The sequence below is a fragment of the Argonema galeatum A003/A1 genome, assembly GCF_023333595.1.
Lineage (GTDB): Bacteria > Cyanobacteriota > Cyanobacteriia > Cyanobacteriales > Aerosakkonemataceae > Argonema > Argonema galeatum.
Genome location: NZ_JAIQZM010000033.1, coordinates 39,384 through 63,384, shown reverse-complemented (window position 1 = coordinate 63,384; position 24,001 = coordinate 39,384). Strand labels below are relative to the sequence as shown.

Annotated in this window: 19 protein-coding genes and 1 tRNA gene; 9 read left to right on the top strand and 11 right to left on the bottom strand. The window is 45.3% G+C overall.

Annotated features, from left to right (window positions below):
- Nucleotides 1-387: 387 nt before the first annotated feature.
- Entirely contained in the window at nucleotides 388-3,357 is a 2,970-nt protein-coding gene (locus LAY41_RS25360) for an ATP-binding protein (RefSeq protein ID WP_249104210.1), read from the bottom strand.
- A 962-nt stretch (nucleotides 3,358-4,319) separates the two neighbouring features.
- Here LAY41_RS25360 and LAY41_RS25355 point away from each other — a divergent pair.
- Both LAY41_RS25355 and LAY41_RS25350 read left to right on the top strand, forming a co-directional pair.
- Nucleotides 4,320-5,402 (top strand): glycosyltransferase family 4 protein, encoded by a 1,083-nt coding sequence (locus LAY41_RS25355; RefSeq protein ID WP_249104206.1) that lies wholly within the window; start codon nucleotides 4,320-4,322, stop codon nucleotides 5,400-5,402.
- Nucleotides 5,403-5,551: 149 nt separating this feature from the next.
- Entirely contained in the window at nucleotides 5,552-6,220 is a 669-nt protein-coding gene (locus tag LAY41_RS25350) for a DUF938 domain-containing protein (protein WP_249104204.1), read from the top strand.
- Nucleotides 6,221-6,393: 173 nt separating this feature from the next.
- Here LAY41_RS25350 and LAY41_RS25345 read toward each other — a convergent pair whose 3' ends face one another.
- The 3 genes from LAY41_RS25345 to LAY41_RS25335 form a co-directional block, all read right to left on the bottom strand.
- Nucleotides 6,394-6,999, bottom strand: a complete 606-nt coding sequence (locus LAY41_RS25345; RefSeq protein WP_249104202.1) for a Uma2 family endonuclease — start codon at nucleotides 6,997-6,999, stop codon at nucleotides 6,394-6,396.
- 63 nt (nucleotides 7,000-7,062) lie between these two features.
- Nucleotides 7,063-7,242: a hypothetical protein gene (locus LAY41_RS25340; RefSeq protein WP_249104199.1), complete on the bottom strand. Its 180-nt coding sequence runs from the start codon at nucleotides 7,240-7,242 to the stop codon at nucleotides 7,063-7,065.
- Nucleotides 7,242-7,323 (bottom strand) — tRNA-Leu (locus LAY41_RS25335). Before LAY41_RS25335 ends, LAY41_RS25340 begins: the two co-directional genes overlap by 1 nt.
- 554 nt (nucleotides 7,324-7,877) lie before the next feature.
- Here LAY41_RS25335 and LAY41_RS25330 point away from each other — a divergent pair.
- A complete protein-coding gene (locus tag LAY41_RS25330) occupies nucleotides 7,878-9,125 on the top strand; it encodes a hypothetical protein (RefSeq protein ID WP_249104196.1) in 1,248 nt (415 codons plus the stop codon).
- 846 nt (nucleotides 9,126-9,971) lie between these two features.
- On the opposite strand, the gene LAY41_RS25325 is transcribed toward LAY41_RS25330, so the two are convergent.
- A complete protein-coding gene (locus LAY41_RS25325) occupies nucleotides 9,972-10,589 on the bottom strand; it encodes a Uma2 family endonuclease (RefSeq protein ID WP_249104194.1) in 618 nt (205 codons plus the stop codon).
- 520 nt (nucleotides 10,590-11,109) lie between these two features.
- Nucleotides 11,110-11,394, bottom strand: a complete 285-nt coding sequence (locus tag LAY41_RS25320) for a DUF427 domain-containing protein (protein WP_249104191.1) — start codon at nucleotides 11,392-11,394, stop codon at nucleotides 11,110-11,112.
- Between the two features lie 79 nt (nucleotides 11,395-11,473).
- On the opposite strand from LAY41_RS25320, the gene recQ reads away from it, so the two are divergent.
- Nucleotides 11,474-13,651 (top strand): DNA helicase RecQ, encoded by a 2,178-nt coding sequence (recQ, locus tag LAY41_RS25315; RefSeq protein WP_249104188.1) that lies wholly within the window; start codon nucleotides 11,474-11,476, stop codon nucleotides 13,649-13,651.
- Between the two features lie 521 nt (nucleotides 13,652-14,172).
- On the opposite strand, the gene LAY41_RS25310 is transcribed toward recQ, so the two are convergent.
- Together LAY41_RS25310 and LAY41_RS25305 are read right to left on the bottom strand one after the other, a co-directional pair.
- Nucleotides 14,173-14,532, bottom strand: coding sequence for a hypothetical protein (locus LAY41_RS25310; RefSeq protein ID WP_249104185.1), 360 nt, complete (start codon nucleotides 14,530-14,532; stop codon nucleotides 14,173-14,175).
- Nucleotides 14,532-15,173: a poly(ADP-ribose) polymerase family protein gene (locus tag LAY41_RS25305; RefSeq protein WP_249104184.1), complete on the bottom strand. Its 642-nt coding sequence runs from the start codon at nucleotides 15,171-15,173 to the stop codon at nucleotides 14,532-14,534. Before LAY41_RS25305 ends, LAY41_RS25310 begins: the two co-directional genes overlap by 1 nt.
- A 120-nt stretch (nucleotides 15,174-15,293) precedes the next feature.
- Between LAY41_RS25305 and LAY41_RS25300 the strand changes: the two genes are divergently transcribed.
- The 5 genes from LAY41_RS25300 (at nucleotide 15,294) to LAY41_RS25280 (ending at nucleotide 20,465) form a co-directional block, all read left to right on the top strand.
- Nucleotides 15,294-17,282 carry an AMP-dependent synthetase/ligase gene (locus tag LAY41_RS25300; RefSeq protein ID WP_249104181.1) on the top strand — a complete coding sequence of 663 codons (1,989 nt, stop codon included), beginning with the start codon at nucleotides 15,294-15,296 and terminating at the stop codon, nucleotides 17,280-17,282.
- A gap of 237 nt (nucleotides 17,283-17,519) precedes the next feature.
- Nucleotides 17,520-17,969, top strand: coding sequence for a YlqD family protein (locus LAY41_RS25295; protein WP_249104178.1), 450 nt, complete (start codon nucleotides 17,520-17,522; stop codon nucleotides 17,967-17,969).
- 151 nt (nucleotides 17,970-18,120) lie between these two features.
- A complete protein-coding gene (locus tag LAY41_RS25290; protein WP_249104175.1) occupies nucleotides 18,121-19,401 on the top strand; it encodes a dihydrolipoamide acetyltransferase family protein in 1,281 nt (426 codons plus the stop codon).
- A gap of 176 nt (nucleotides 19,402-19,577) precedes the next feature.
- Nucleotides 19,578-19,925: a hypothetical protein gene (locus LAY41_RS25285; RefSeq protein ID WP_249104171.1), complete on the top strand. Its 348-nt coding sequence runs from the start codon at nucleotides 19,578-19,580 to the stop codon at nucleotides 19,923-19,925.
- 51 nt (nucleotides 19,926-19,976) lie between these two features.
- Nucleotides 19,977-20,465: a hypothetical protein gene (locus LAY41_RS25280; RefSeq protein WP_249104168.1), complete on the top strand. Its 489-nt coding sequence runs from the start codon at nucleotides 19,977-19,979 to the stop codon at nucleotides 20,463-20,465.
- 22 nt (nucleotides 20,466-20,487) lie between these two features.
- On the opposite strand, the gene LAY41_RS25275 is transcribed toward LAY41_RS25280, so the two are convergent.
- From LAY41_RS25275 to LAY41_RS25265, 3 genes are all read right to left on the bottom strand, one after another.
- A complete protein-coding gene (locus LAY41_RS25275) occupies nucleotides 20,488-21,159 on the bottom strand; it encodes an ABC transporter ATP-binding protein (RefSeq protein ID WP_249104166.1) in 672 nt (223 codons plus the stop codon).
- A gap of 273 nt (nucleotides 21,160-21,432) precedes the next feature.
- On the bottom strand, nucleotides 21,433-22,749 hold the full coding sequence (locus LAY41_RS25270) for an ABC transporter permease (RefSeq protein ID WP_249104161.1): 1,317 nt from the start codon (nucleotides 22,747-22,749) through the stop codon (nucleotides 21,433-21,435).
- Nucleotides 22,746-24,001: efflux RND transporter periplasmic adaptor subunit (locus LAY41_RS25265; RefSeq protein WP_249104158.1), on the bottom strand; the 1,256-nt coding region annotated here is incomplete at its 5' end. The genes LAY41_RS25265 and LAY41_RS25270, both read right to left, overlap by 4 nt.

Here is a 24,001-nt window from a genome sequence, read left to right as displayed (position 1 = left end):
CTGTAGAGACGTTTCATGAAACGTCTCTACAATGTTTAGGCCAAAAATTAAAGGGGTAACAAACCCGGATTTGGTATTACTCTTATCTGCGTTCATCTGCGTTCATCTGTTTTCATCTGCGGTAAAAATTTAACCAACGATATAGCAAAGTGCTGAATGCTGAGTCCACACCCGCTGGGGGTTCAAACCCCCAGCTAATAGCGAAAGTCCGTTAAAACGGACTAATCTTCTTTACCAGTCCACTTAGGTACGTACCTAAGCTTTAGCGCCAAAGCTTAGGTACGTACCCCTGTCAGATTAGTATTTAGTCCATTTTAATGGACTTTCGCTATGAGCCTGCGATTTGAATCGCAGGCGGGCTGACAAGCAGCCTTAACCAAAAACAATTTAAGACTGTAAGCATATCTGTTTGATATTACTAGATGAAGAACTTTTAGAGGATTGATAAATAGGAATGATGATGACAAACTCTGTTCCTTTTCCTAAATCCGATGCACAACTTAAAGTTCCCCCATGTTTTTCTACCACAATCTGATAGCTAATGGATAATCCCAAACCAGTGCCTTTGCCTATAGGTTTTGTAGTGAATTGGTAGTCAAACAATTTCTGCTTCACTTCTGACGAGATCCCAGGGCCATTATCTCGAATACAAATTTTGATATATTCACCTCCCTCTAAAACAATTGTGCGAATGATAATTTGATTGGGGTTAGCCTGAATATTGGCAAAGTCGCGCCCAAAGTTTTTTTCCTCTAAGGCATCAATAGCATTCACTAAAATGTTCATAAATACCTGATTTATCTGTCCGGCATAGCACTCCACTAAAGGTAAGTTGCCATACTCCTTAATGACTTCTATGGCTGGATGATCGGGCCTTGCTTTCAGTCGATGTCCTAAAATCATTAAGGTACTGTCTATTCCGGCGTGGATATCCACAGCTTTTTCTTCTGCTTGATCTAATCGGGAGAAATTCCGCAACGACAGCACAATTGCTTGAATGCGTTCGGTTCCTACGCGCATTGAGGAAAGTAATTTAGGTAAATCTTCTTGAAGAAATTCAAGTTCCATTTCTTCTATTTGCTGCTGTATTTTTGGCGTTAATGTTGGCATCTCTATTTGACATATTTCAATCAGCTTCAGTAAATCTTTAACATAACTATTGGCGTATTCTAAATTGCCATGTATAAAATTGACGGGATTATTAATTTCGTGAGCTACTCCCGCTACCAGTTGTCCCAGGCTAGACATTTTTTCGGTTTGAACAAGTTGTGTCTGAGTTTGTTTTAAACTTCTCAGCGCTTCGGATAATTCTGCAGTCCGTTGTTCTACCCGAATTTCTAGCTCGTGTGTAAGTTTTTGCAAGGCTGCTTCGATTTGTTGGCGTTCGGCAATTTCTTGTTGAAGTAGTTGATTTTGTTTGTCGAGTTCATCTTCGGCTAACTCGCGACTTTCTTCGCTTAAAACTAACCACCAAGTGCCTATTCCGGTTAATAATATTAACGGAACATATAAAGCTATAAATACTTCGATAAATAGATAATGAAATAAGGGTGATATTTCTGGCGATCGCCATACTCCTAGATAGTAGACTAATGTAAAAATCAAGGCAAACAATCCAGAGATTAATGAAAATATTTCGATAAATTTAATAACTCTGATACCGTTTTTAGGGGAAATTTTGTCGCCCCAAATTACCCATGATATGGTTGTTCTTAAACTGGCAAAATTTTCGTTGGAGGTCTTACAGCTATCGTGACACTGAGCATCTAAACTGCAACATAACGAACAAATCGATCCATCATATACCGGGCAGTAAGCGGTATCTGCTGGGGCATAATCGCGATCGCAAATACAGCAAGTTAAAAGGGAATCAGAAGTCAAATTGTGGGTATGAAGGTTTTTCCTGGCGATATAGTATTTTCCTTTGGTGATGAAGGCGATCGCAGGAGAGAGAACAAAAGCCAAAACCAAGGCGATGAAGGGGGAATAGGCTTGGGCGTAAATGCCAAAAATGCCGACAAAAGCGGCGATCGCTACGGCTGAAGCGACAACCATTGAGCCAAATCCGACGGGATTAAAGTTGTACAGATAAGCTCGTTTGAATTCGATATAGGAGGGACTCAATCCTAAAGGTTTATTGATAACCAGATCGGCGACTACAGCGCCTACCCAGGCGATCGCAACATTAGAGTACAATCCCAAGATGGCTTCTAAGGTGTGAAATACTCCCAATTCCATCAAGAGTAACGCGATCGCAACATTGAATACCAACCAAACCACCCTTCCCGGATGAGTGTGAGTCAGTCGCGAGAAAAAGTTTGACCAAGCGAGAGATCCTGCATAGGCGTTGGTAACGTTTATTTTGATTTGGGAAATGACTACAAACAAGGTAGCAACCGATAAAACTACGTCAGGACGGGAGAACATATCCGCAAATCCCGCCATATACATATAGATGGGTTCCTTCGCAAGGGACAACTCCACGCCGCGATTAATTGCCAAAGAAGCTAGAAAAGCTCCCCCTAACTGCTTTGCACCTCCTAAAATAATCCAACCTGGCCCAGCTAAAACCACGGCTAACCACCACCGGAAGCGGTTCTCCTTTTTGCGATCGGGCAAAAATCGCAGGTAGTCCACCTGTTCCCCGATTTGAGCAATTAAAGAAAACGATACCGTTGCGGCTGCGCCAAATAACAACGGGTCAAAACCAGCACCACTCGGCGAATTTCCCGCAAAGTTCAGCCAATTGTTAATCGCATTTGGTTCTTTATGGAGAACAAAAATATACGGCAAAATCATTAAGCTTAGCCAGATGGGTTGCGTCCATAGCTGCAACTTGTTGATTAGCGTCACGCCATAAAAAACTAAAGGTATAATTAATAAAGAGCAAAGTATATAGCCAATTGCCAAAGGCAAATTAAAATAGAGTTGCAACGCCTGAGCCATAATTGCGGCTTCTAGGGCAAAAAAAATAAATGTGAATGACGCATAAATTAAGGAGGTAATAGTCGAGCCGATATAGCCAAACCCCGCACCTCTGGTTAATAGGTCAATATCTATATTGTACTTGGCCGCGTAGTAAGCGATCGGTAAGCCTGTCAAAAAAATAATTGCACTGACAGCTATAATTGCCCAGAATGAATTTGTAAAACCATAATTAATGATTAGCGAACCGCCAATTGCTTCCAATGCCAGAAAAGAAATGCCTCCCAGAGCCGTGTTAGCGACCGAAAATTCTGACCATTTGCGAAATGATTTAGGAGCGTAGCGCAGAGAATAATCTTCGATAGTTTCATTGGCAACCCAAGTGTTATAGTCTCGCCGCTCTTTTACAATTTTTCTAGTAGTTCTAGTCATTTTTTTAGGCATAAATTTTGGCTCTGGATATATGACACAAACAGTATTTAGCAGTTCCTGCCTAAATATCACTTATAAGATAGCAAATAGGGAATCAATTTTCTGTAGTCTAAGATACTTAGGCTTTGACGCAAATTTTTAAACATTTTCCTAAGGCAGCTTAACCAATAAAATTTTAAAATGACTTCAATTTTATCTTTTCTACCTCTATATAATTTAAACTTCATCCAATTTTTATAAAAGATGGCCTTTAATAGCGTAAATTCACCATTAATTTATGCAACCGTCACAATAGGTCAATTTTACTTATTTACTGAAGAAGGAAATTGCGATCGGGATTGAACAAGCTGACCGAGGTGACTTGATCGATGGCGAAGAGGTATTTGCAGAACTTGAGGAAGATACCAAACAAATTGAAGCAGAAATGGTTCTTTTGAGACAATTATGCTGTAGGGACAAGGCATCTGAACATAATGTCGGCGAGCCAAGATTTTAATTATGCCGTGTCCCTACAAAAATGTTCACTATGAACATCAGCATCATAATTCTAAAAGACCCAAAAGATTTGAAGAAAATCAACCTTTACATAGCTCAACAAAACCTAGATGCCTCTAGGCGTTTTCAAGCATTAAGGATTTTTGACTTTTGAATGCGTGACTTCCGACGAAGGCACTAGCTATATCCTTTGGCAGATGACCGCTTAGGTAATTATTACTATATTATTTTGTACATAGCAACATTTAACTCATCAAAGCCATAAATATTATGGTTTGGCTCGTTTGATTTTTGCTAGCTGGTAGATAGCTAAAGCCATCTATCCCGATTAGAGAGGTAGATGTATTTTGCGTCACAGATTTGCGACAACCAGTGTTATTTGTGTTTTCTTACCTGGACTAAAACGCAGTTAGTTGCACAAACCTTTTAGCAAAAGCTAGATTTTTACGATCGTAAAGGAGATTAAAATGCGGATTGCTCAGGTTGCCCCATTATGGGAAAGAGTGCCACCTCTAGCTTATGGAGGCATTGAACTGGTTGTTGGCTTGCTTTGCGATGAATTAGTACGATGCGGACATGAAGTTACTTTATTTGCTTCAGGTGATTCTCTTACTCTTGCCAACTTAGAATCAGTTCACCCACGAGCTTTGCGTTTAGATCCTACAGTGAAAGAACCGGGCATTTACGAAATGCTGCACCTCAGTCAGGTGTACGAAAAAGCCCAGGAATTTGACATTATTCATTCCCATATAGGTTGCGCTGCATTGCCTTACGCAAGTCTGGTAAAAACGCCCACAGTCCACACGCTGCACGGTATTTTCACCACCGATAACGAGAAGCTTTTTGTCCATGCTCGCCGCCAGAATTATGTTAGTATTTCCAATTCTCAGCAGGAGCCCAGGCTAAATTTAAACTATGTCGGTACGGTTTACAACGGCATTAACACAAGCATTTACGAGTTTCGCGCCAAGCCGGAACAACCCCCTTACCTTGCTTTTTTGGGTCGAATTTCGCCAGAAAAAGGAACGCATTTGGCAATAGAAATTGCTAAACGATCGGGCCAGCACTTGAAGATAGCTGGAAAAGTAGATACTGTTGATGTGGAATATTACGATCGGGAAATTAAGCCACATATTGATGGCAAACAGATTGAATATTTGGGCGAAGCGAACCACGAGCAAAAGTGCGCCTTGATGGGCGGTGCAATAGCAACTTTGTTCCCAATTACCTGGCGCGAACCATTTGGGTTAGTCATGATAGAATCTATGGCAGTTGGTACACCAGTGATTGCGATGCCGCTGGGTTCGGTACCAGAAGTGATTGCCGACGGAAAGACTGGTTTCTTGTGTAACAGCGTTGAAGAAGCTGTCGCTGCTATAGATAAAGTAGCAAAGATCGATCGCCATGCTTGTCGAGACCACGTGCTGAAGAACTTCAGTATGGAACGCATGACGGAAGGTTATCTAGAGGTCTATCAAAAAATTATCGATCGGCGCTTTGCTCAAAACGGTCATATCCACAGTCCGTCTAGTTTTGTAGCACTATCCTGAGCGAGAATAGTGAAGCTGTAGGCCCTAGCCCGTGCGACAGCGAAACCCAACATCAAAAAGTGCTGTTGGGTTTCGTTACCTCAACCCAACCTACAATGTTTGAACTATGCTGAGCGAGAATAGTGAAGTTCGACGATTGAAGCGCCCAGATGAGTGAGTCCGTAGATGCCCGACAATATGCCCCAGCAACACAACGCAATCGAGCGCCTATTTTGGAGGTACTTTTAGAAGTACTTCCCCCAACAGGCACGGTGTTAGAAGTCTCCAGCGGCACAGGAGAACACGCGGTCTTTTTTGCTCCCCGACTCCATCCCCGCAAATGGATTCCCTCTGACCCCAATCCGCTGGCGCTCCTTAGCATAGCAGCATGGCGATCGAATTTTCCGGCAGATAACTTGTATCCTCCGATCGCACTTGATGTCTGCGATCGCATCTGGGCCATCGAACGGGATGAACTCCCAAAACCATTGTCAAATCTAGACTTCAAGCGTGACGAAATTGTAGCGATCGTCAACATTAATATGATTCACATTGCCCCTTGGTCAGCTTGTTTAGGATTGATGGCAGGCGCGAGGCGGATTCTTCCTCCAGGTGGCATTCTGTATCTCTACGGCCCTTTTAAACAGAGTGGCGTGCATACCGCAGCCAGCAATGCAGCTTTTGATGAGAGTCTGCGATCGCAAAATCCTGAGTGGGGAGTGCGGGATCTCGATGAGGTAGTAGCAGTTGCCCAATCTCAAAATCTTTCCCTACTCAAAACCTATACCATGCCAGCGAATAATCTTTCGATCGTTTTTCAAATGCGATCGACAATTTGAGGCTAGTTTAAGCTGTTAAACATTTAAATTTCTGGGGCTATCTAAGCCAGTCAAGGGCTTCAGCCTCCAAAATACCCAGTTTAAATGCCGAACAGCTGAGAACGCAAAAAGCATCCACCCTTACCAATGACTAGACGGGTGGTGTCTGCGGTGTTGTACGATCGCCTGAATACTTATCCACCATTAAAAATTTGCTTTGCCGTCAAATTCAATTCTGGAAACACCAACGACTCAACCTTTTCATCTCCCCGAAACAGCTTAATTTGATACTCACCATCTACTAAATGATAAACTGATAAAGTCGGCTGTTTCGGAGAACCAATATAACGATTACCACCCAAACCTAAATAATCTACAATCCAATATTCAGGAATGCCTAATGCTTCATAATCGATCATTTTGTGTCCGTAATCATCGCGCCAATTTGTGCTGACAACTTCAATGATTAGAGGAATGAACGAGCCTTGAGTAATTGTTGAGGATTTTTCCCACAAAGGTTCTAAGACTAAAGCATCACGTTTAACTACCAAAATATCAGGCAAATAACCCGTTTCTTGACTCAGAGATTTAACCAGGGCATTTCTAGGAAATCGATAAGGAAGTTGCAGCCTGCGAGTTTCTAAGGTTAGCTCTGTCTGCAAAAATTCAACAACCTCTTCATGTTTTCCTGTGGTCTGCATTTCAACAATAATTCCGTCATGTAGTTCGTAGCGTCCCTTTTCTGTTTTCCATTCCAGAAACTCATCAAAAGTAATTAACTTGGATATAGCTTGAATCATGGCACCAACCTCCAATCCTCTAACATCATTTTAAGGAAGCGATCGCCTTCTCCAAATCAAACTCTACCAGATGGAGCGATCGCTATGAATGAATCCCACCACAGCATAAACCGCCCCGGTGATACCGGATTCCTTCTCCCTCAACCGTTGCAGCGTCGTCGCCATCTCAAAACTCAACCCCGCAGACAAATAATTTGACACTCGACAGCTGAGAATACGTCCCAATTTTACTTTGTCTGCCATGCGGAAGAAAGGACTTGAACCTTCACTCCTTTCGGAACCAGAACCTAAATCTGGCGCGTCTACCAATTCCGCCACATCCGCTCGGATATCTATCATAGCAGAACATAAGTAAAAATAGTTGGCACTCTCCATCGCTGAAGTAACACACCCACAAAGCCTGCTTACGCAGCTTGAATTTAAGACCGCGTAGGCGGTCTTTGTTCGTGTAGCCGCGCCTTTAGGCGTTCGGGTGCAGCCCCCCTACCCCCAAATCTGGGGGAGTAAGCCCCCCTACCCCCAAATCTGGGGGAGTAAGCCCCCCTACCCCCAAATCTGGGGGAGCAAGCCCCCCTACCCCCAAATCTGGGGGAGTAAGCCCCCCTACCCCCAAATTTGGGGGAGTAAGCCCCCCTACCCCCAAATCTGGGGGAGTAAGCCCCCCTACCCCCAAATTTGGGGGCTAAGCTCCTGTTCCCCCCAGATTTGGGGGGGTAGGGGGGCGAAACAACAAATATTGCCTAAGTCGCTCTAAATTCAAGGCTGCATTTAAATCCTCCTCAGCATAGAGAACACATCGGTAGGCGAGCAGAGCTATTGACATTGCCCGCTTAAACTGTTATATAAAAAAAACTTATATAAATGGCGGGGAATGATAAGTGACGGTAAACCTGTTCGATGTGAATTACTACCGTGGGACCAACCCAGACTTACGTACAGCTGGACTGACTACGGATACTCAGCTGGTGGATCACTTTCTGAGATTTGGTATTAACGATGGGCGTCCCTTCTCGCCGTTTGTCAATCTCGACTTTTATCGCGCTGGCAATCCCGACTTGGCGGCGGGCGGGGTAAATAACAATTTACAAGCTTTTTACCATCTGCAAAGTTATGGTATTGCCGATGGGCGCAGGTTTTCCTATGGCTTGAATGTGCCTTTCTATGCGGCTGTCAACCCCGACTTGGCGCTAGTGGGTATAAATAATAACGAGCAACGATTTGAGCATTTCCGATCTGCTGGTATTAATGACGGACGGGTTTCGGCAGAAAACTTCAATGTCCGCTATTATCTGGATGCTAACCCGGATTTGAGGGCAGCAGGTTTAAATTTTGCACAGGCGTTTCAGCATTATGTAAACTATGGTTTTCGGGAGGGACGTCCTGCTGTTCCGGGAGGTTCGACTCCGCCACCACCACAAGGAGAACCGGGTAACAATCCAGGTGCTGCATTTAATGTAGATGTTCTTACTGGAACGCGCAATTTTAATGAATTTGTGGGATTTAATGACCGCGATGATTACTACCGCTTCAGCTTGCAACTTCCCAGCGCTTTTATTTTATCGTTAGATAGTACGACGGCTAATGTTGGTGTAACGCTCTATCAAGATACCAACGGCAATGGGCAAATCGATTCTAACGAGTTTGTGGACGACAGAACTGCTTTCTCTGGTAGCACTGCATCAATCAGCCGCACTTTGGGCGCGGGGACATACTTCGTTCGCCTCCAACCAGACTCCCAAGGTCGTAACACTAACTACAGTCTTGGACTGACTGCTAACAATACGCGGGATGGTTTGATAGATGGTGGTTTGTTGAATGGTAGCCGCACTTTCAATGAGTTTGTGGGTAGAACTGACCGCCAGGATTTTTACCGCTTCGTCTTGGGTAGTCCCAGCAACTTCAGGCTGACCTTAAACGGTACGACTGCTAATGTTGGTGTAACGCTCTATGTAGATACCAACGGCAATGGGCAAATCGATTCTAATGAGTTTGTGGACGACAGAACTGCTTTCTCTGGTGGCAGCGCATCATTCAGCCGCAGTTTAGGAGCAGATACCTACTTCGTTGTCGTCAGTACCGGCTCATCTAGTAACAGTAACTACACCCTTAATCTTGCTACAGTGTAGATATTACTCCCAACGGTTGTGGAAGACTATGTATAGTGGGAGGGCGAAGCATTGCGGAATAAACGTTTAGGTTTTGAATTAAGATTAATTCCGCAATGCTTCGCCCCTACATAATCTTTTGGCGGGAACGGAGTAAAGCCAATATTCAGTTTGGTGAAAACTTGGGCAGCATCTTTGGTTTTACTGATATCTTGCACCTGCGCCCTGACCCGCCTGGGATTTAAAGATGCTGTTGGCAAAGTTGGTGGTCTCGCCCACACCCGCCCTGCACTCAAGTGCAGGGCTAATAGCTAAAGTCCACTAAAGTGGACTGTCAGATTAGTATTCAGTCCACTTGAGTGGACTTTCGCTATTAGCCAGCGATTTGAATCGCTGGCGGGCCCCAAGCGAAGTCAGTGGCTTTGTGTAGAATTAAAATCTCATCAATTTACCAACAACATCTTTAAATCCCAGGCTAATAGCGACATTTGGGGCGGGTTTTGTTGTAATGCGATCTGTAGGAAACAAAGGATATTTGCTAAACCCGCCCCTACGCCCCTACTTAAAATGTACTCTATTACAGCGGGAACTGCTATAATTTCGGATTTTTTACCACAGATAAACACAGATAAAGTTAAATTCATCTGTGTTTATCTGTGGTTTTATAAGAAGGATAAGTAACAGTAGGGACACGGCAAAAGAAAGATTTTGCACGAGATGAATAATGTTAATCATGCCGTGTCCCTACCAATGATTTCGATCGCATTGTCGATCGCATCCATTAATTAACGGGAGTTAGGCAAAAAAAGAGGTCAAAAAAGGATATGATGCAGAGATAGCAATCATGGTTCAACTACTAATAATTATCTAGACACCCGCTTGAAAAATCAGGTTAGCAGTTAGGGTTAACTCTGGGAAAGTTGGCGATACTATCTGGTCGTCACCTCTGAACTGACTAACTTGGTATTCTCCATCTATCAGTTCGTGAATAAAAATAGTTGGTTGTTTGGGACTACCGATAAATCGTCTACCGCCCAAAGCCAAGTAATCAACAATCCAATATTCAGGAATACCGATTTCCTCATAGTCTTTAACCTTAGTCAAATAATCAACACGCCAATTGGTGCTGACAACTTCAATCACCAAGGGGACTGATGCACCCTGAGTAACTGTAGATTCTTTCTTCCACAAAGGTTCGTTGACCAAATTGGGACGGTTCAGTAATAGAACGTCTGGTAAATAACCTGATTCGCTATCAGGTGGTTTGACCAATGCTTGATTAGGTATAAAGTAAGGCAGATTTAATCTTCTATATTCAAAGGCTAACTCCGTAGTTAAAAAACCTTTAACTTCTTCATGTCCTCCCAGTGGCTGTGACATCTCAATAATTACCCCATCATGCAGTTCATACCGTCCCTCTTCTGGTTTCCATTGGGCAAACTCCTCAAAGGTTACTAGCTTGCTTTTAGGTAAGGCTTGAACCATAATTTACCTACCTTGTTTAGTTTTCATGGTAAGGCTGTGGTTTTTGGTGTTTACGGTTGGCTCACGCATCACTAGAACTTTGTTCGGTTTGTTCCAACCAATTCAATGTATAAGGGATTTTCAGGTTGTCAAGCTAAGATAAATTTCTCTATCTTAAACAGCAATATTTCTGATAAGCTACTACGCATCTAAAATGACCGTCAATTTTTCTCTTGCTTCTTGTGGGATGGGCATCCTGCCCGTCTTAGTATTCGATTTAGATGCGTAATAGCTTACGATCGTACAACTAAATATATACCACATATACCATCGCCTGTATGGTAATCGGATAAGGGGTAAAGGCGTCCAGCGTGCCCTGAAATAACCAGGGATGGACGGGCGAGACGCCCATCCCACCCACCCCTCCATATTCTTCTCTTCACCCCCCTCTCCGAGATCGGAGAGGGGGGTTGGGGGGGTGAGGTTCTTCTCTTCTCCCCCCTCTCCGTGGACGGAGAGGGGGCTAGGGGGGTGAGGTTTCCTACACCTCCACCTTCACACCCTTCCAAAATGCCACATAACCCTCAATATTCTTAGCGGCGTCCTTAGCCTGGGGATAGTACCAAGCAGCATCCTTGTTCAGTTGCCCATCAACTTCGATACTATAGTAACTGGCGACGCCCTTCCAGGGGCAAGTCGAGTGAGTATTGCTTTCCTTGAAATACTCCTTATTAATTGCATCAGGCGGGAAGTATTGGTTCCCTTCCACAACTTGGCACTTATCGCTTTCGGCTAAAGTAGCACCATTCCAAACAGCTTTCGGCATAGGTTTCTTTACTGAACGACTTTCCAAGTACCATTATGAAGCGAAGGTGCAGGTACAATATCTGAAAATCCACTCCATCATGTCTCAGTTTCGCTCCCTGGAAAAAGCACTCAAACATTATTTTGGCTACGACAGTTTCCGCCCAGGACAGCGGCAGATAGTAGAAGAAGCCCTGCAAAACCGGGATTTGCTGATCGTCATGCCTACTGGCGGCGGTAAATCTTTGTGTTTTCAACTGCCAGCATTGCTAAAATCTGGTTTGACGGTGGTGGTTTCGCCGCTGATTTCCCTAATGCAAGACCAAGTGGACGCGCTAAAAAATAATGGTATTGGGGCCACGTTTCTCAATAGTAGCTTGAACAGTCACCAGGTGCGATCGCGCGAAGAAGCCATTCGCAACGGTCACACCAAACTCCTCTATGTTGCCCCAGAACGCTTGCTCAGCGAGAGATTTCTGCCATTTATAGACTTAGTAAAGCACCAAATCGGGATTGCTGGTTTTGCGATCGACGAAGCCCATTGCGTCTCTGAGTGGGGACACGACTTTCGTCCAGAATACCGCCAGTTGCAGCTATTGCGCCAACGCTATCCCGATGTTCCCATTATGGCGCTAACTGCCACCGCCACCGATCGCGTCCGTCAAGACATCATCCAACAGCTGACACTGCGACAACCCAGCGTCCACATTGCCAGTTTCAATCGCCAAAATCTTTATTACGAAGTTCGTCCCAAACAGAAAAGTACCTACACAGAATTATTATCGCAAATTCGCAAGATCAAAGGTGCAGTAATTATATATTGCCTCAGTCGTCGCTCAGTTGACGAACTCGCCTTTAAGCTACAAAAAGATGACATTAAAGCTTTACCTTACCACGCCGGATTGAGTGACGAAGAACGCACCAGCAATCAAACTCGTTTCATTCGCGATGACGTACAAGTTATGGTAGCGACAGTTGCTTTTGGTATGGGTATCAATAAACCAGATGTGCGGTTAGTAGTTCACTACGACTTATCCCGCAATTTAGAAGGTTATTACCAAGAAGCAGGACGCGCCGGACGAGATGGAGAACCAGCTCGTTGTACGATCTTCTTCAGTTATGGTGACATCAAGAAAATCGAGTGGGGGATTGACCAAAAAACAGACGAAAAAGAACAAAAGATTGCGCGTCAACAGTTGCGTCGCATGATTGACTATGCTCAAGGTACAGACTGTCGTCGCACAATGCAGTTAAGTTATTTCGGAGAGTTTTTTCCGGGTAATTGTGGTAATTGCGATAACTGTCGTCAACCCCAACCACTGGAAGACTGGACAACTGAGGCGATGAAGTTTCTTTCTTGCGTAGCTCGTAGTAATGAAAGATTTGGGATGATTTATATCATTGATGTGCTGCGCGGTTCTCGAAATCAGAAGATTTTGCAGAATAAACATGATGAGCTTTCTACTTATGGAATTGGCAAAGATAAAACTGCGGATGAATGGAAGATCTTGGCCCGATCGCTCTTACACCAAAGTTTATTAGATCAAACCACAGATGGATATGCTGTACTGAAACTCAATCCCCTCAGTTGGGAAGTAATGCGGCGTCAGCGTCCTGTTCATATTGTAGTTCCTGTTAAAAATATCCCCAGTCAGGAAGAGAAAAATCTCAAAAGAGCGGGGATGGAAATGCTGTTCGATAGCCTCCGCCAACTCCGCAAAAAAATCGCTGACGAACAATCTGTTCCTCCTTATGTTGTCTTTCAAGATTCCACGCTGAAAGTAATGGCTCAAGTGCAACCCCAAACCTTAATAGAATTTGCACAACTTTCCGGTGTTTCCGATCAAAAGGTAGATAAATACGGTTCTCGATTTGTTGCTGAAATCCAAGCTTACCGACAAGAACAAGGACTATCAACAAATACTGGTAATTCCAAAAAAACAATCAAAAATTCTGACGAAATAGCTTCGCCCCAGTACACTCAATTGATGAGCTTAGATCTATTTGAGCAAGGTCTGAATGTGGAAGAAATTGCCCAAAAACGCAATCTTAAAACCACCACTATCATGGGTCATCTGGCTGAACTAATGGAAATGGGGAAAATAGTAGATTTGGACAGGCTAGTTTTGCCAGAACGTCAAAAAATCATCTTGCAAGCTATACAAGAAATTGGTAGTGCTGATGCGCTAAAACCAATTTACGAACATCTAAAAGAAAAGTTCAGCTATGGGGAAATTCGCTTCGTTCGGGCTAAGTGGCGACTAGACAATAGAAGTTGATTAAGTAGGTCGGCAAAAAAAAACCAAGCTATGTGATGAAACGTAAAGTTTCTGTATTTGGTACGTAGTTGCGCTTTAGCGCTTTAGCGCAACTACGTAGCAATAATGATTTATAGCTAGGGGCTAGGGGCTAGGGGCTAGCCGTAGGTTGGGTTGAACAGAGTGATACCAAATCCGCAACGATTACCCCCTTTATGTCTATAGGCTGTAGAGACGTTTCATGAAACGTCTCTACAATGTTTAGGCCAAAAATTCTCATGGGTAACCAACCCGGATTTGGTATGAAACCCAACTTTAGCTTTAAGTTCGGGTTGGGTTTCGTTCCAAGGGCCCTACTACAGATATAGCGTTTTCAAATGAGTCGTGAACACATATTTAATAGTGAATGTTGGGTTACGACGCGGTCAAAGACGTATCTGTGAGCATTATTAAGTTAATTACCGCGTCTAACCCAACCTACCATTGTTTACATTTCAAATGGAAACACTATATTATAAGTGATTAACCGGACATGATATTACTTAAGAAGCCTGCTTTTGGCGGTAAACTAGCGATAAATCTTCTTTTTGTAAAGTCTCTAATTCTTCCGATCGAAGAAATGTAACAACTGCTTGAACTGTATTATCTTCAATTCTGAAAACCAAATTGTTAGGTAATTGATTTTGATATGTAGCAATCAGCTTTTTCAAAGCATTTTTTGTTTCGTTAATGGCTTGTTCTCTTACTTTTTCTGATTCTTGTGGCAATGGATCTATACCTTGATAGGCATCAGGATCGGTGATTTCTGGACAGAACTTTTTGTAATCTTCAAGAAACTGCTCATCGGAGATTTCTGTAAAATACTTACGAAGAAAATCGCCAATTTCTTTAGGATCGAGCATTATCGTATTCCTCCTGGTGTTTGTATCAAACTAGACTCCTGAATAATAGAGTTATCGAGAACTGCTATCTGAATATGGGCGCGGTTAAAAATGGCCGAATTAGCAAAAATTCGATCGCCTTCCATAAATACGCCCCGAATAGCAGGAATTCTTATTCCCCTTCTCTGGAAAACTAATCTGACCATAAAATTGAAGAAATCACAGTCTAAACCATGAGCCTTTCTCTCAAGATTTTGTACAGGTAAAGGCTGCTGTGTTCGTTCGTATCGAGCTAAATACAACCGATACATTTCATCAATTAAGGAAAACCACTTAATATCAACTAAATCCATGCAGTCTTCATCTAAGTGGATTAAGGAACGTATCACTGCCGGGTCTGAGTAACGCCGAAAGGCCCATTCCCAGGCGCGTAAAGGCGCGTCTTGGAAGAAGTAAACGCCGTCTCCTAACCAATGATATCTACTAGGCTTTATACTAAAACCTTCCCGCAGAATTAGCTCAGCCGCCTCTGCACTTGTGCCGTGATATCCCCAAACTGTAATAATTGAACTTGTCGCATCAGTCATCTGCTGCCAGCATACCTCCTCGCACCCTATATTATGGTAGCCAGATTCTGCGAATTCTAGATATAGCGATCGCATTAAAAAACATCCTCATCCCGAACAAGACAGCCAAAATCACTTCTGTCCCCCAGATATTCCAACTGCGCCATTGTAGAGATAGTGTGTAAACAAGATAAATTGACATTCAAATGTGAGACTATGTTGAAAGAACACCCTGCTTCCCTCTATTCCTTGAAAATGACTGAACGAGAACGTGCCAACTTGAAACGAATGGCAGATTACTCCTCAGTGCAGTCTTTACCGGAAATCTGGCCTCTAGCAGTGCAACGATTTGAAAAAGTTGTCGCCCTCCACGACCCCCACGCCAAGCCAGAAGTAATCCTCACATACGCGCAAGTGTACCAACAAATTCAGCAGTTTGCGGCTGGGTTACAGGCGTTGGGACTCGAACCGGCGGCAGAACCGCCTCGCGTCGCGTTAATTGCCGACAACAGTCCTCGGTGGACGATCGCAGATCAGGGCATTATGATGGCAGGGGCAGCTGATGTGGTTCGCAGCGCTTCGGCAGAGCGAGAAGAATTGCTGTATATTTTGGAGAATAGCGGCAGTACGGTTTTGGTAGTAGAAGATAACAAAACGCTGAAGAAAATACGCGATCGCATTTACGACCTCCCCATCCAATTTGCCGTCTTGCTATCTGACGAACAACCAGAAACCCCCTCAAACCTGAAAGTACTCAATTTCTCTCAGCTAATGGCAGCTGGTGTTTCCCAAAAATTAAAACCAGTCAGCCAAAACCTAGATACACTCGCAACTCTACTCTACACATCTGGAACTACCGGCAAACCGAAAGGCGTAATGCTATCTCACGGTAACCTGCTACACCAAGTCACAACCTTGGGTTCAGTCATTCAACCGCAAGTTGGCGATACTGTGCTAAGCATACTCCCCACGTGGCACGCTTACGAACGCGCTGCTGAATACTTCCTTATATCTCAAGGTTGCACGCAGATTTACACCACCCTGCGCCACGTCAAATCAGACCTCAAGCAATACAAACCCCGTTACATGGTGGGAGTACCGCGACTTTGGGAATCAATTTATGAAGGGGTGCAAAAGCAGTTCCGCGAACAACCCACCAACAAACAACGATTGATTAACACCCTGCTGGGTATCAGCCAAAAGTATATCGAGGCGCGGCGAATTGTCAGGGGTTTAACCTTACAACCCTACCCTCCAACCCCATCCCAAAAGCTAGCAGCGGCGATGCAAACCCTTGCCCTTACTCCCCTCCACGCACTAGCAGAACGGCTGGTTTATCGACAAGTGCGCGAAGCTACAGGAGGAAAACTGAAGTACGTCCTCAGCGGTGGCGGTTCTCTGGCAATGCACTTAGACAATTTTTTTGAAATTGTCGGCATAGAAGTGCTGGTGGGCTTTGGTTTAACTGAAACATCCCCCGTTACCCACGCCCGTCGCCCTTGGCATAACCTGCGCGGTTCGGCGGGACAGGCAATTCCGGGTACGGAATGCAAGATTGTTGACCCAGAAACCCGCGAAACCCTGCCTGTGGGTCAGCGCGGCTTAGTGCTGGTGCGAGGGCCACAAGTAATGCGAGGATATTATCAAAATCCTACGGCAACCGCTAAGGCGATCGATCCTGAAGGTTGGTTTGATACCGGCGATTTGGGTTGGTTGACGGCGGGGAACGATTTGGTGCTGACCGGACGCGCTAAGGATACGATCGTATTGACCAATGGGGAAAATATCGAACCGCAGCCTCTAGAAGATGCCTGCTTGCGTAGTCCTTATATCGATCAGATTATGCTAGTAGGGCAAGATGCGCGATCGATCGGTGCCTTGATTGTTCCCAACACAGAAGCCCTCAAGACATGGGCATCATCCCAAAACCTGCGACTGTCCCTACCGGAGGAAACCATATCGATCGATCCCTCGTCCACCCAAGAAATTAACCTGGATAGTAAAATTATTCAGGACTTATTCCGGCAAGAACTAACTCGCGAAGTCCAAAACCGTCCCGGTTACCGCCCCGACGATCGCATCGGCCCTTTCAAGTTGATTCTAGAGCCATTTTCTATTGATAATGGCATGATGACTCAAACCCTGAAAATCAAGCGACCCGTCGTAATGGAACGCTATCGCGATATGATCGACGGGATGTACTAAAAACAGTCAGTCCATTCAGTACTGATAGGACTTACGCTTTTCGCCCCCCTAGCCCCCCAAAGAAAGGGGGGAACAGGACTCTTCTCCCCCCTTTCTTTGGGGGGTCGGGGGGGCAAAACCTTGTTTTTTGCGTAAGTCCTGACCGAGTGGTGAGAAAAAAAATTACTCAGCACTCAGCACTCAGCACTCAGCACTCACAGAAACCCCCCCTAGAACGAGATTCAAAGTTAAATGGTTATGGATGTCTCTACAAACCACCTTTTGCTAAAGCGCCCGGTTACAGTCAAAGCGATCGTTACGCCCCGCTGGAAAGACGAGGCGCAGCAACAACTGCAAACCCAACTCAATCAAACAGATCAGCAATTGCAACAGCTAGAAATTCAAGGACAGCGGGCAATAACTGAAATTCAAAAACAAAGCCTGCAACCCCCCGGCCCGCAGGTAATGCAACAAATTGAAAACATTCAAATGCAGGTGAATCAAAGGAAAAGCGAACTGCTAGAACAGAAAAATCAAGCCCTGCAACAACTGCAACAAGTGCAAATCCTCGAACTCAACCAAGAAGTCAGTCAAGGCCAAATTGAAAGCATTTTCCGAATTGAGCCTGGAGACAACTTAGTTGAGAAAATGCAAGTAGAAATACTGCTGCGCGATGGGATCGTAGAAGAAATTCGCGGCGATATTTAGCCAAAGAAGTCAGGAGTCATTAGTCATTAGTCATGAGTCATGACCAATGACTAATGACCAATGACTAATGACCAATGACTAATGACTAATGACTAATGACTAATGCCCAAATCTGTTATTGTAAGAAATTGTCGATTCGGAACATCACGCCATGATCCACGAAGTTTTCATGCCCGCACTCAGTTCTACAATGACCGAAGGCAAAATTGTTTCCTGGGTTAAATCACCAGGGGACAAGGTTGAAAAAGGCGAAACGGTGGTGGTGGTCGAGTCCGACAAGGCAGATATGGATGTAGAAACCTTCTACGAGGGGTATCTAGCTACGATCGTCATCCAAGCTGGTGAAGTAGCCCCCGTTGGTGCCGCCATTGCTTTAGTAGCAGAAACAGAAGCAGAAATCGAGACGGCGAAGCAACAAGCAGCCAGCAAAAAAGCCCCATCTGCGGCAACTGCCCCAGCCAAAGTAGCCCCAGCCGAGACGGCCCAGCCAGTTGCAGCAGCGGCAGGTTCTGCTAATAGCGACAACGGACGGCAAATCGCCTCTCCCCGCGCCAAAAAGTTGGCAAAAGAATTAAAAGTAGATTTGAATAGCCTCAAAGGCAGCGGCCCTCACGGACGCATTGTAGCAGAGGATGTGGAAGCCGCATCTGGTAAGGCTACAGCACCCGCAGCAGCACCAGTAATGACCCCCGTTGCCGCACCGTCACCCGCCCCAGCTGCCAAACCCGCCCCAGCCCCCGCCCCCGTCCCAATTGTTCCCGGTCAAGTAGTCCCTTTAACTACCCTGCAAAATGCGGTAGTGCGGAATATGGTGGCGAGTCTGCAAGTACCTACTTACCATGTCGGCTACACAATCACCACAGATAATCTTGACAAACTGTATAAGCAGATTAAGTCCAAAGGCGTCACGATGACGGCGTTGTTAGCCAAAGCAGTCGCAGTAACATTGGAAAAACATCCACTACTCAATGCAGGTTATACCGAACAAGGAATTCAGTATCGCGGTGCGATTAATATTTCTGTAGCCGTGGCGATGGATGACGGCGGACTGATTACTCCAGTATTGCAAAATGCTGACCAGGTAGATATCTACTCGCTTTCTCGCACTTGGAAGGATTTGGTCGATCGGGCCAGAAGTAAGCAATTACAACCGCAGGAGTATAATTCAGGGACATTTACCCTGTCGAATTTGGGAATGTTTGGCGTAGACCGATTTGATGCTATCTTACCACCCGGACAAGGTTCGATTCTTGCGATCGGCGCATCTCGTCCGCAAGTTGTCGCAACAGCAGATGGAATGTTGGGAGTCAAGCAGCAAATGCAGGTAAATATTACTTGCGATCATCGCATTATTTACGGTGCCCATGCGGCGGCTTTCTTGAAAGATTTGGCGAAGTTAATTGAGACGAATCCGCAATCCTTGACGATGTAAGATCTCCCCTACCCCCCCTTAAAAAGGGGGGGTTTTTTGAGGGAGCGATCGCGCCTTCGCTAAGATAAATTCAGGAAGTCTAACGGAGGGCAATCGTGGTACAGTACAATCCGCTGCAATATCTTCCATCTTCGGAAGAATTACCATGTTCTGACTACTCAATGATAGAGCCTTAAATGAGTACGAGCAGCAATGGAGAAAGAGGAAACGAGGAAAACAACGAATACAGTAGCTTTGTTACCACTCCTGGAGGTAGAATACTTACAACACACGCACGCGGAAGCCTCCCTCGTCACGGTTTTCCAGAGCCATTCGACTTAGTAGATGATATCATTGACAATTATTCCCGTAGAAGTGTACAGAGCGATGGAGCTACGGTGTACATCCAGCGAACTGGAGGAAAGCGAAGATTATACAATGTAGTGATTGTCGGTAACGAAGGAATTGTCACTGGCTTCCGGCAGTTGGAACGTAGAGAACTGGAAAAACTTGGGCTGAACTACGGTTTCAACCCAAATTTATAAGTAGGAGAACGTTTTATCAATCTTATTAGCTAGAAGATCCTAGCAAAAAAAATGATAGATAAATGCCTTCTTGAAACTGACGGATATCTAGTTTTATTCGATTTGAAAAATCTAGATTCTAGTCAAGAATATTTTGATTTAATAGTCGATTTTCAACTAGATTCACGCATTTTTGAATTTTCGATCAAGTCTATTCCTAGCTTTATTGCTATCAAGGATTTATACAGGCTTGTGACGTATTTTGAAGAACATATTGCCAATTTACAAAAAGACCCCAATAGCGAATCATATACCTTTATAACCTGGGAACTTGGCTTTCAGCTTCAAGCTCAATCAGGAGATGTCGATTCGCCAAACGACGGAGAATTTGGCCTTTTATTTATGATAAATGTAGGGCGAAGCCATGAACAGGCTAGTCGTACTTATGTTGGAGGTGAATCAACGGTAACAGTCGAAAACGCTCGTAAGTTTACATCATCCTTACAGGCGGTACTGGCTCAATTGTCTGATTCCAGAGTCACAGCAACCAGCAACGGTTAATCATAGAATTAACGCGACATTGCTAATCAACTACCAAACCATCTTTGACGTGAATTGTGCGCTGAGTTTGGGCTGCAATATCGGGTTCGTGGGTAACAATAACGATCGTAATCCCTTGGCGATTTAGGTCGCCAAGTAACTCCATCACCTCCTCAGAAGTTTGGGTATCTAGCGCTCCTGTCGGTTCATCTGCTAGAACAAGAGCAGGACGATTGACGAGGGCGCGTGCGATCGCAACTCGTTGCTGCTGTCCCCCAGACAACTGAGAAGGACGGTTAGAAAGCCGCTGCGCCAAACCCACGCGAGTCAACGCTTCCTCCGCTCTACGACGACGTTGCGGCTTAGAAATGCCAGCATATACCATCGGTAACATCACATTTTCCAATGCCGTAGCGCGGGGCAGCAAATTGAACTGTTGAAACACAAAACCAATCTGCTGATTGCGGATATAGGCTAACTCATCATTTGTCATAGTAGTCAAGTTTCTACCATCCAAAAAATAGTATCCTCCCGTCGGACGATCTAGGCAACCCAAAATATTCATCAGCGTAGACTTACCAGAGCCCGACATCCCCATAATCGCCACATATTCGCCTTCTTCAATATTGAGGTCAATTCCCTTAAGTACAGGCACCTCCATTTCGCCCAGGCGATAGCTTTTAGTAATACCTTCCATCCAGATCGTAGTTGCCATAATTTTTGGCTCTTCCGTACTTAGTATGCTATTTGAGCGCTTGTGCAGAGGAGCAGAGGAGCAGAGGAGCAGAGGAGAAAAGAAATAAAAATGTTCTTAAGTAAACAAAAGCATAGCAACTCCGAAAGAGCCTGTTCTTATTCTTATCTGCGTTCATCTGCGTTCATCTGTCTTCATCTGCGGTAAAAATTTAACCAACGAGGGGAAAAAAAGTCATGTTCCCCTCAAACTTCTGCGAGAAACCCGGTTTCTGGGAGTTCAGTTTATTTAAGCCTAATCACTCCGTAACGCTGCGATCGGATCGAGCTGTGCCGCATTCCGAGCCGGAATAACCCCTGCAACCAGCCCCACACCCAAAGCGAGGCCAATTCCGGCAAACACCGACCAGAGGGAGACGACAAAGGGAAAACTAAACGCCTTAGAGGCAGTAAAAGCAAGACCCACACCGATCGCAACTCCAATCGCACCTCCCAGCAGAGACACCAAAATCGCTTCAGCCAGAAATTGACTCAAAACAGCGCTGTTGGTAGCTCCAAGCGCTTTGCGGATACCGATTTCGCGGGTACGTTCCACAACAGAAACCAGCATAATATTGGCAATACCGATACCTCCAACAACTAGAGAAATTCCTGCGATCGCACTTACCAAAACCGTGAACAATCCCACCACACTGCTGAAAGTATTAATAATATCTATCTGATTGCTGATGCGAAAATCATCCGGTTTGGGCGGATAAATATTGTGGCGAATTCGCAACAAGTTCGTCACCTGAAACTGTGCTGCTTCCAGTTGGATTTGGTCTTGTGCTTTCAACCAAAATCCGCTGATTGCCGTACCATTAAGGGCGTTATTACCCACAATTCGAGCGGACATATTGGTCAGGGGAATGTAGATTCGATCGTCCTGATCCAGTCCTCCCACCGAGCCTTTGGACACCATCACTCCAACCACTCTGTAGCGTCCGCTCTGAATCCGAATACTAGCACCAACCGCAGGCTCTCCCGAAGCAAACAAATCGCTTTTGACTTTGCTACCCAGCACAACAACAGGTTCTGCATTATCCATATCTTCTTGGGTGAAGAACTGCCCTGACTGGGGCTGTATTTCCTTCACTTCGGGATATTTCAGGTCAACTCCCAGGATAGTGGTAGAGATATTGCGATCGCCATATACAACCTGTACATTTCTCTGCAAGTAAGCAGTCACCGCTTGCGCCGCAGGCACTTGTTTTGCGATCGCTTGGGCATCTTCCCAAGTCAGCGTACTTGCCGAACCAAATCCTTGACTGATACCGCCAGTACGCGCTGCCCCTGTCAGTACCAGCATCACATTCGTTCCCAATGCCTGAATCTGTTGTTCTGTTGCCTTTTGCACTCCCTGTCCAACCGATGTCACCGCAATCACCGAAGCAATACCGATGATCACCCCCAGCATTGTCAAACTCGTGCGTAAGCGATTGCTCCATAGCGCTTCCACCGCCATTGTCACCACTTCCAGCAGGGAAACCTTCCTGGGACGAATTTGAGTCGATTTCTCGATCTTCCTCTGCCCCTGGGCCCCTCTGCTCCGCTGTTCCTGTGTTTTCATCATCCCCCTCCTCTTCTTCCGCCGCCGCCACCGCTTCCGCCGCCACCCGGCCTTTGCGGTTCCATCCCCGGGATTAACGAGGGCGTTCTAGAAGCTGGGCGTTCTCCCTTGGGAAAACTAATCATAACTTTGTCCCCTTCTTCTACCCCGGAAACAACGACCGTCTTTCCCGCCACCGTTATGCCCGTCGTAATTGGTTGAAATTTGGGTCGGCGATTCTCTTTCTCTTCTTCGCCTACCAAATACACGCCCGTTCCCTGTTCCTGCCGCACGATCGCTATAGTTGGAACTACCAGTGCATTTTCCAGGGTGCCAACGTTAAACGTCACGTTCACGTTCATGCCCACCTGCAAGACGTTTTTGGGATCGTCCAAGGACATCTTGACCTCAAAGTTGGTCACGTTCTGCTCTACGGTGGACTGCGTTGCAACTTGCACTACCTTTCCCTGAAAAGACTGACCTGGATAGGCATCAGCTTCGATCGTAACGCTCAGTCCGACTTTGATTTTTGGGATACTCGTTTCAGCAACTTTGGCAACAATTTGGTTAGTCGAGGCTAGTGCCAGAATAGAAGATGAAGTAGCTGAGGAAACCGAACTACCAGAGGTAGTCGGCGTGACGAAGGAACCGGGATCGGCAAATTTCCGCGTCACAATGCCGTTAAAAGGAGCGCGAATCACGGTATCGTTAAGCTGCGCCTGGACAGTCTGCATTGCCCCCTCAGCAGTCATCACTTGAGCGCGTGCCTGTTCAATTTCTTCGGGACGCGCACCTAAGCGCTGTAATTCCAATACCTGTTTTGCCTGTTCGACCTGAGCGCGTGCCTGTAAAATCTCTTCTGGACGGGTGCCTGACTTCTGTAAGTTTAGCGCCTGTTTTGCCTGTTCGACCTCAGCGCGTGCCTGTAAAATCTCTTCTGGACGGCTACCTGACTGCTGTAAGTTTAGCGCCTGTTTTGCCTGTTCGACCTCAGCGCGTGCCTGTGCAATTTCTTCTGGACGGGTGCCTGACTGCTGTAGGTTTAATGCCTGATGAGCCTGTTCGACTTGTGCTTTGGCAGTATCGTAGGATGTGCGGGAGCTGTCTACTTCGCGCCGAGAGATTGCACCTGCCCTATAAAGCTGCTGATTCTGATTGAAGATGAGTTCCGTCTGTCGCAAATTTGCTTGTGCGGATACTAATTGTGCTTGTGCTTGGGCGATTTCCTGGGGGCGATTGCCTGTTAGCAGTTTGTTAAGATTTGCTTGTGCGGATA

Excerpts from the sequence above, each read along its gene's own strand:
- LAY41_RS25360 (WP_249104210.1), bottom strand. The coding sequence starts at position 3,357 with ATGACTAGAACTACTAGAAAAATTGTAAAAGAGCGGCGAGACTATAAC.
- LAY41_RS25355 (WP_249104206.1), top strand. The coding sequence starts at position 4,320 with ATGCGGATTGCTCAGGTTGCCCCATTATGGGAAAGAGTGCCACCTCTA.
- LAY41_RS25350 (WP_249104204.1), top strand. The coding sequence starts at position 5,552 with ATGAGTGAGTCCGTAGATGCCCGACAATATGCCCCAGCAACACAACGC.
- LAY41_RS25345 (WP_249104202.1), bottom strand. The coding sequence starts at position 6,999 with ATGATTCAAGCTATATCCAAGTTAATTACTTTTGATGAGTTTCTGGAA.
- LAY41_RS25340 (WP_249104199.1), bottom strand. The coding sequence starts at position 7,242 with ATGGCAGACAAAGTAAAATTGGGACGTATTCTCAGCTGTCGAGTGTCA.
- LAY41_RS25325 (WP_249104194.1), bottom strand. The coding sequence starts at position 10,589 with ATGGTTCAAGCCTTACCTAAAAGCAAGCTAGTAACCTTTGAGGAGTTT.
- LAY41_RS25320 (WP_249104191.1), bottom strand. The coding sequence starts at position 11,394 with ATGCCGAAAGCTGTTTGGAATGGTGCTACTTTAGCCGAAAGCGATAAG.
- recQ (WP_249104188.1), top strand. The coding sequence starts at position 11,474 with ATGTCTCAGTTTCGCTCCCTGGAAAAAGCACTCAAACATTATTTTGGC.
- LAY41_RS25310 (WP_249104185.1), bottom strand. The coding sequence starts at position 14,532 with ATGCTCGATCCTAAAGAAATTGGCGATTTTCTTCGTAAGTATTTTACA.
- LAY41_RS25305 (WP_249104184.1), bottom strand. The coding sequence starts at position 15,173 with ATGCGATCGCTATATCTAGAATTCGCAGAATCTGGCTACCATAATATA.
- LAY41_RS25300 (WP_249104181.1), top strand. The coding sequence starts at position 15,294 with ATGTTGAAAGAACACCCTGCTTCCCTCTATTCCTTGAAAATGACTGAA.
- LAY41_RS25295 (WP_249104178.1), top strand. The coding sequence starts at position 17,520 with ATGGATGTCTCTACAAACCACCTTTTGCTAAAGCGCCCGGTTACAGTC.
- LAY41_RS25290 (WP_249104175.1), top strand. The coding sequence starts at position 18,121 with ATGATCCACGAAGTTTTCATGCCCGCACTCAGTTCTACAATGACCGAA.
- LAY41_RS25285 (WP_249104171.1), top strand. The coding sequence starts at position 19,578 with ATGAGTACGAGCAGCAATGGAGAAAGAGGAAACGAGGAAAACAACGAA.
- LAY41_RS25280 (WP_249104168.1), top strand. The coding sequence starts at position 19,977 with ATGATAGATAAATGCCTTCTTGAAACTGACGGATATCTAGTTTTATTC.
- LAY41_RS25275 (WP_249104166.1), bottom strand. The coding sequence starts at position 21,159 with ATGGCAACTACGATCTGGATGGAAGGTATTACTAAAAGCTATCGCCTG.
- LAY41_RS25270 (WP_249104161.1), bottom strand. The coding sequence starts at position 22,749 with ATGATGAAAACACAGGAACAGCGGAGCAGAGGGGCCCAGGGGCAGAGG.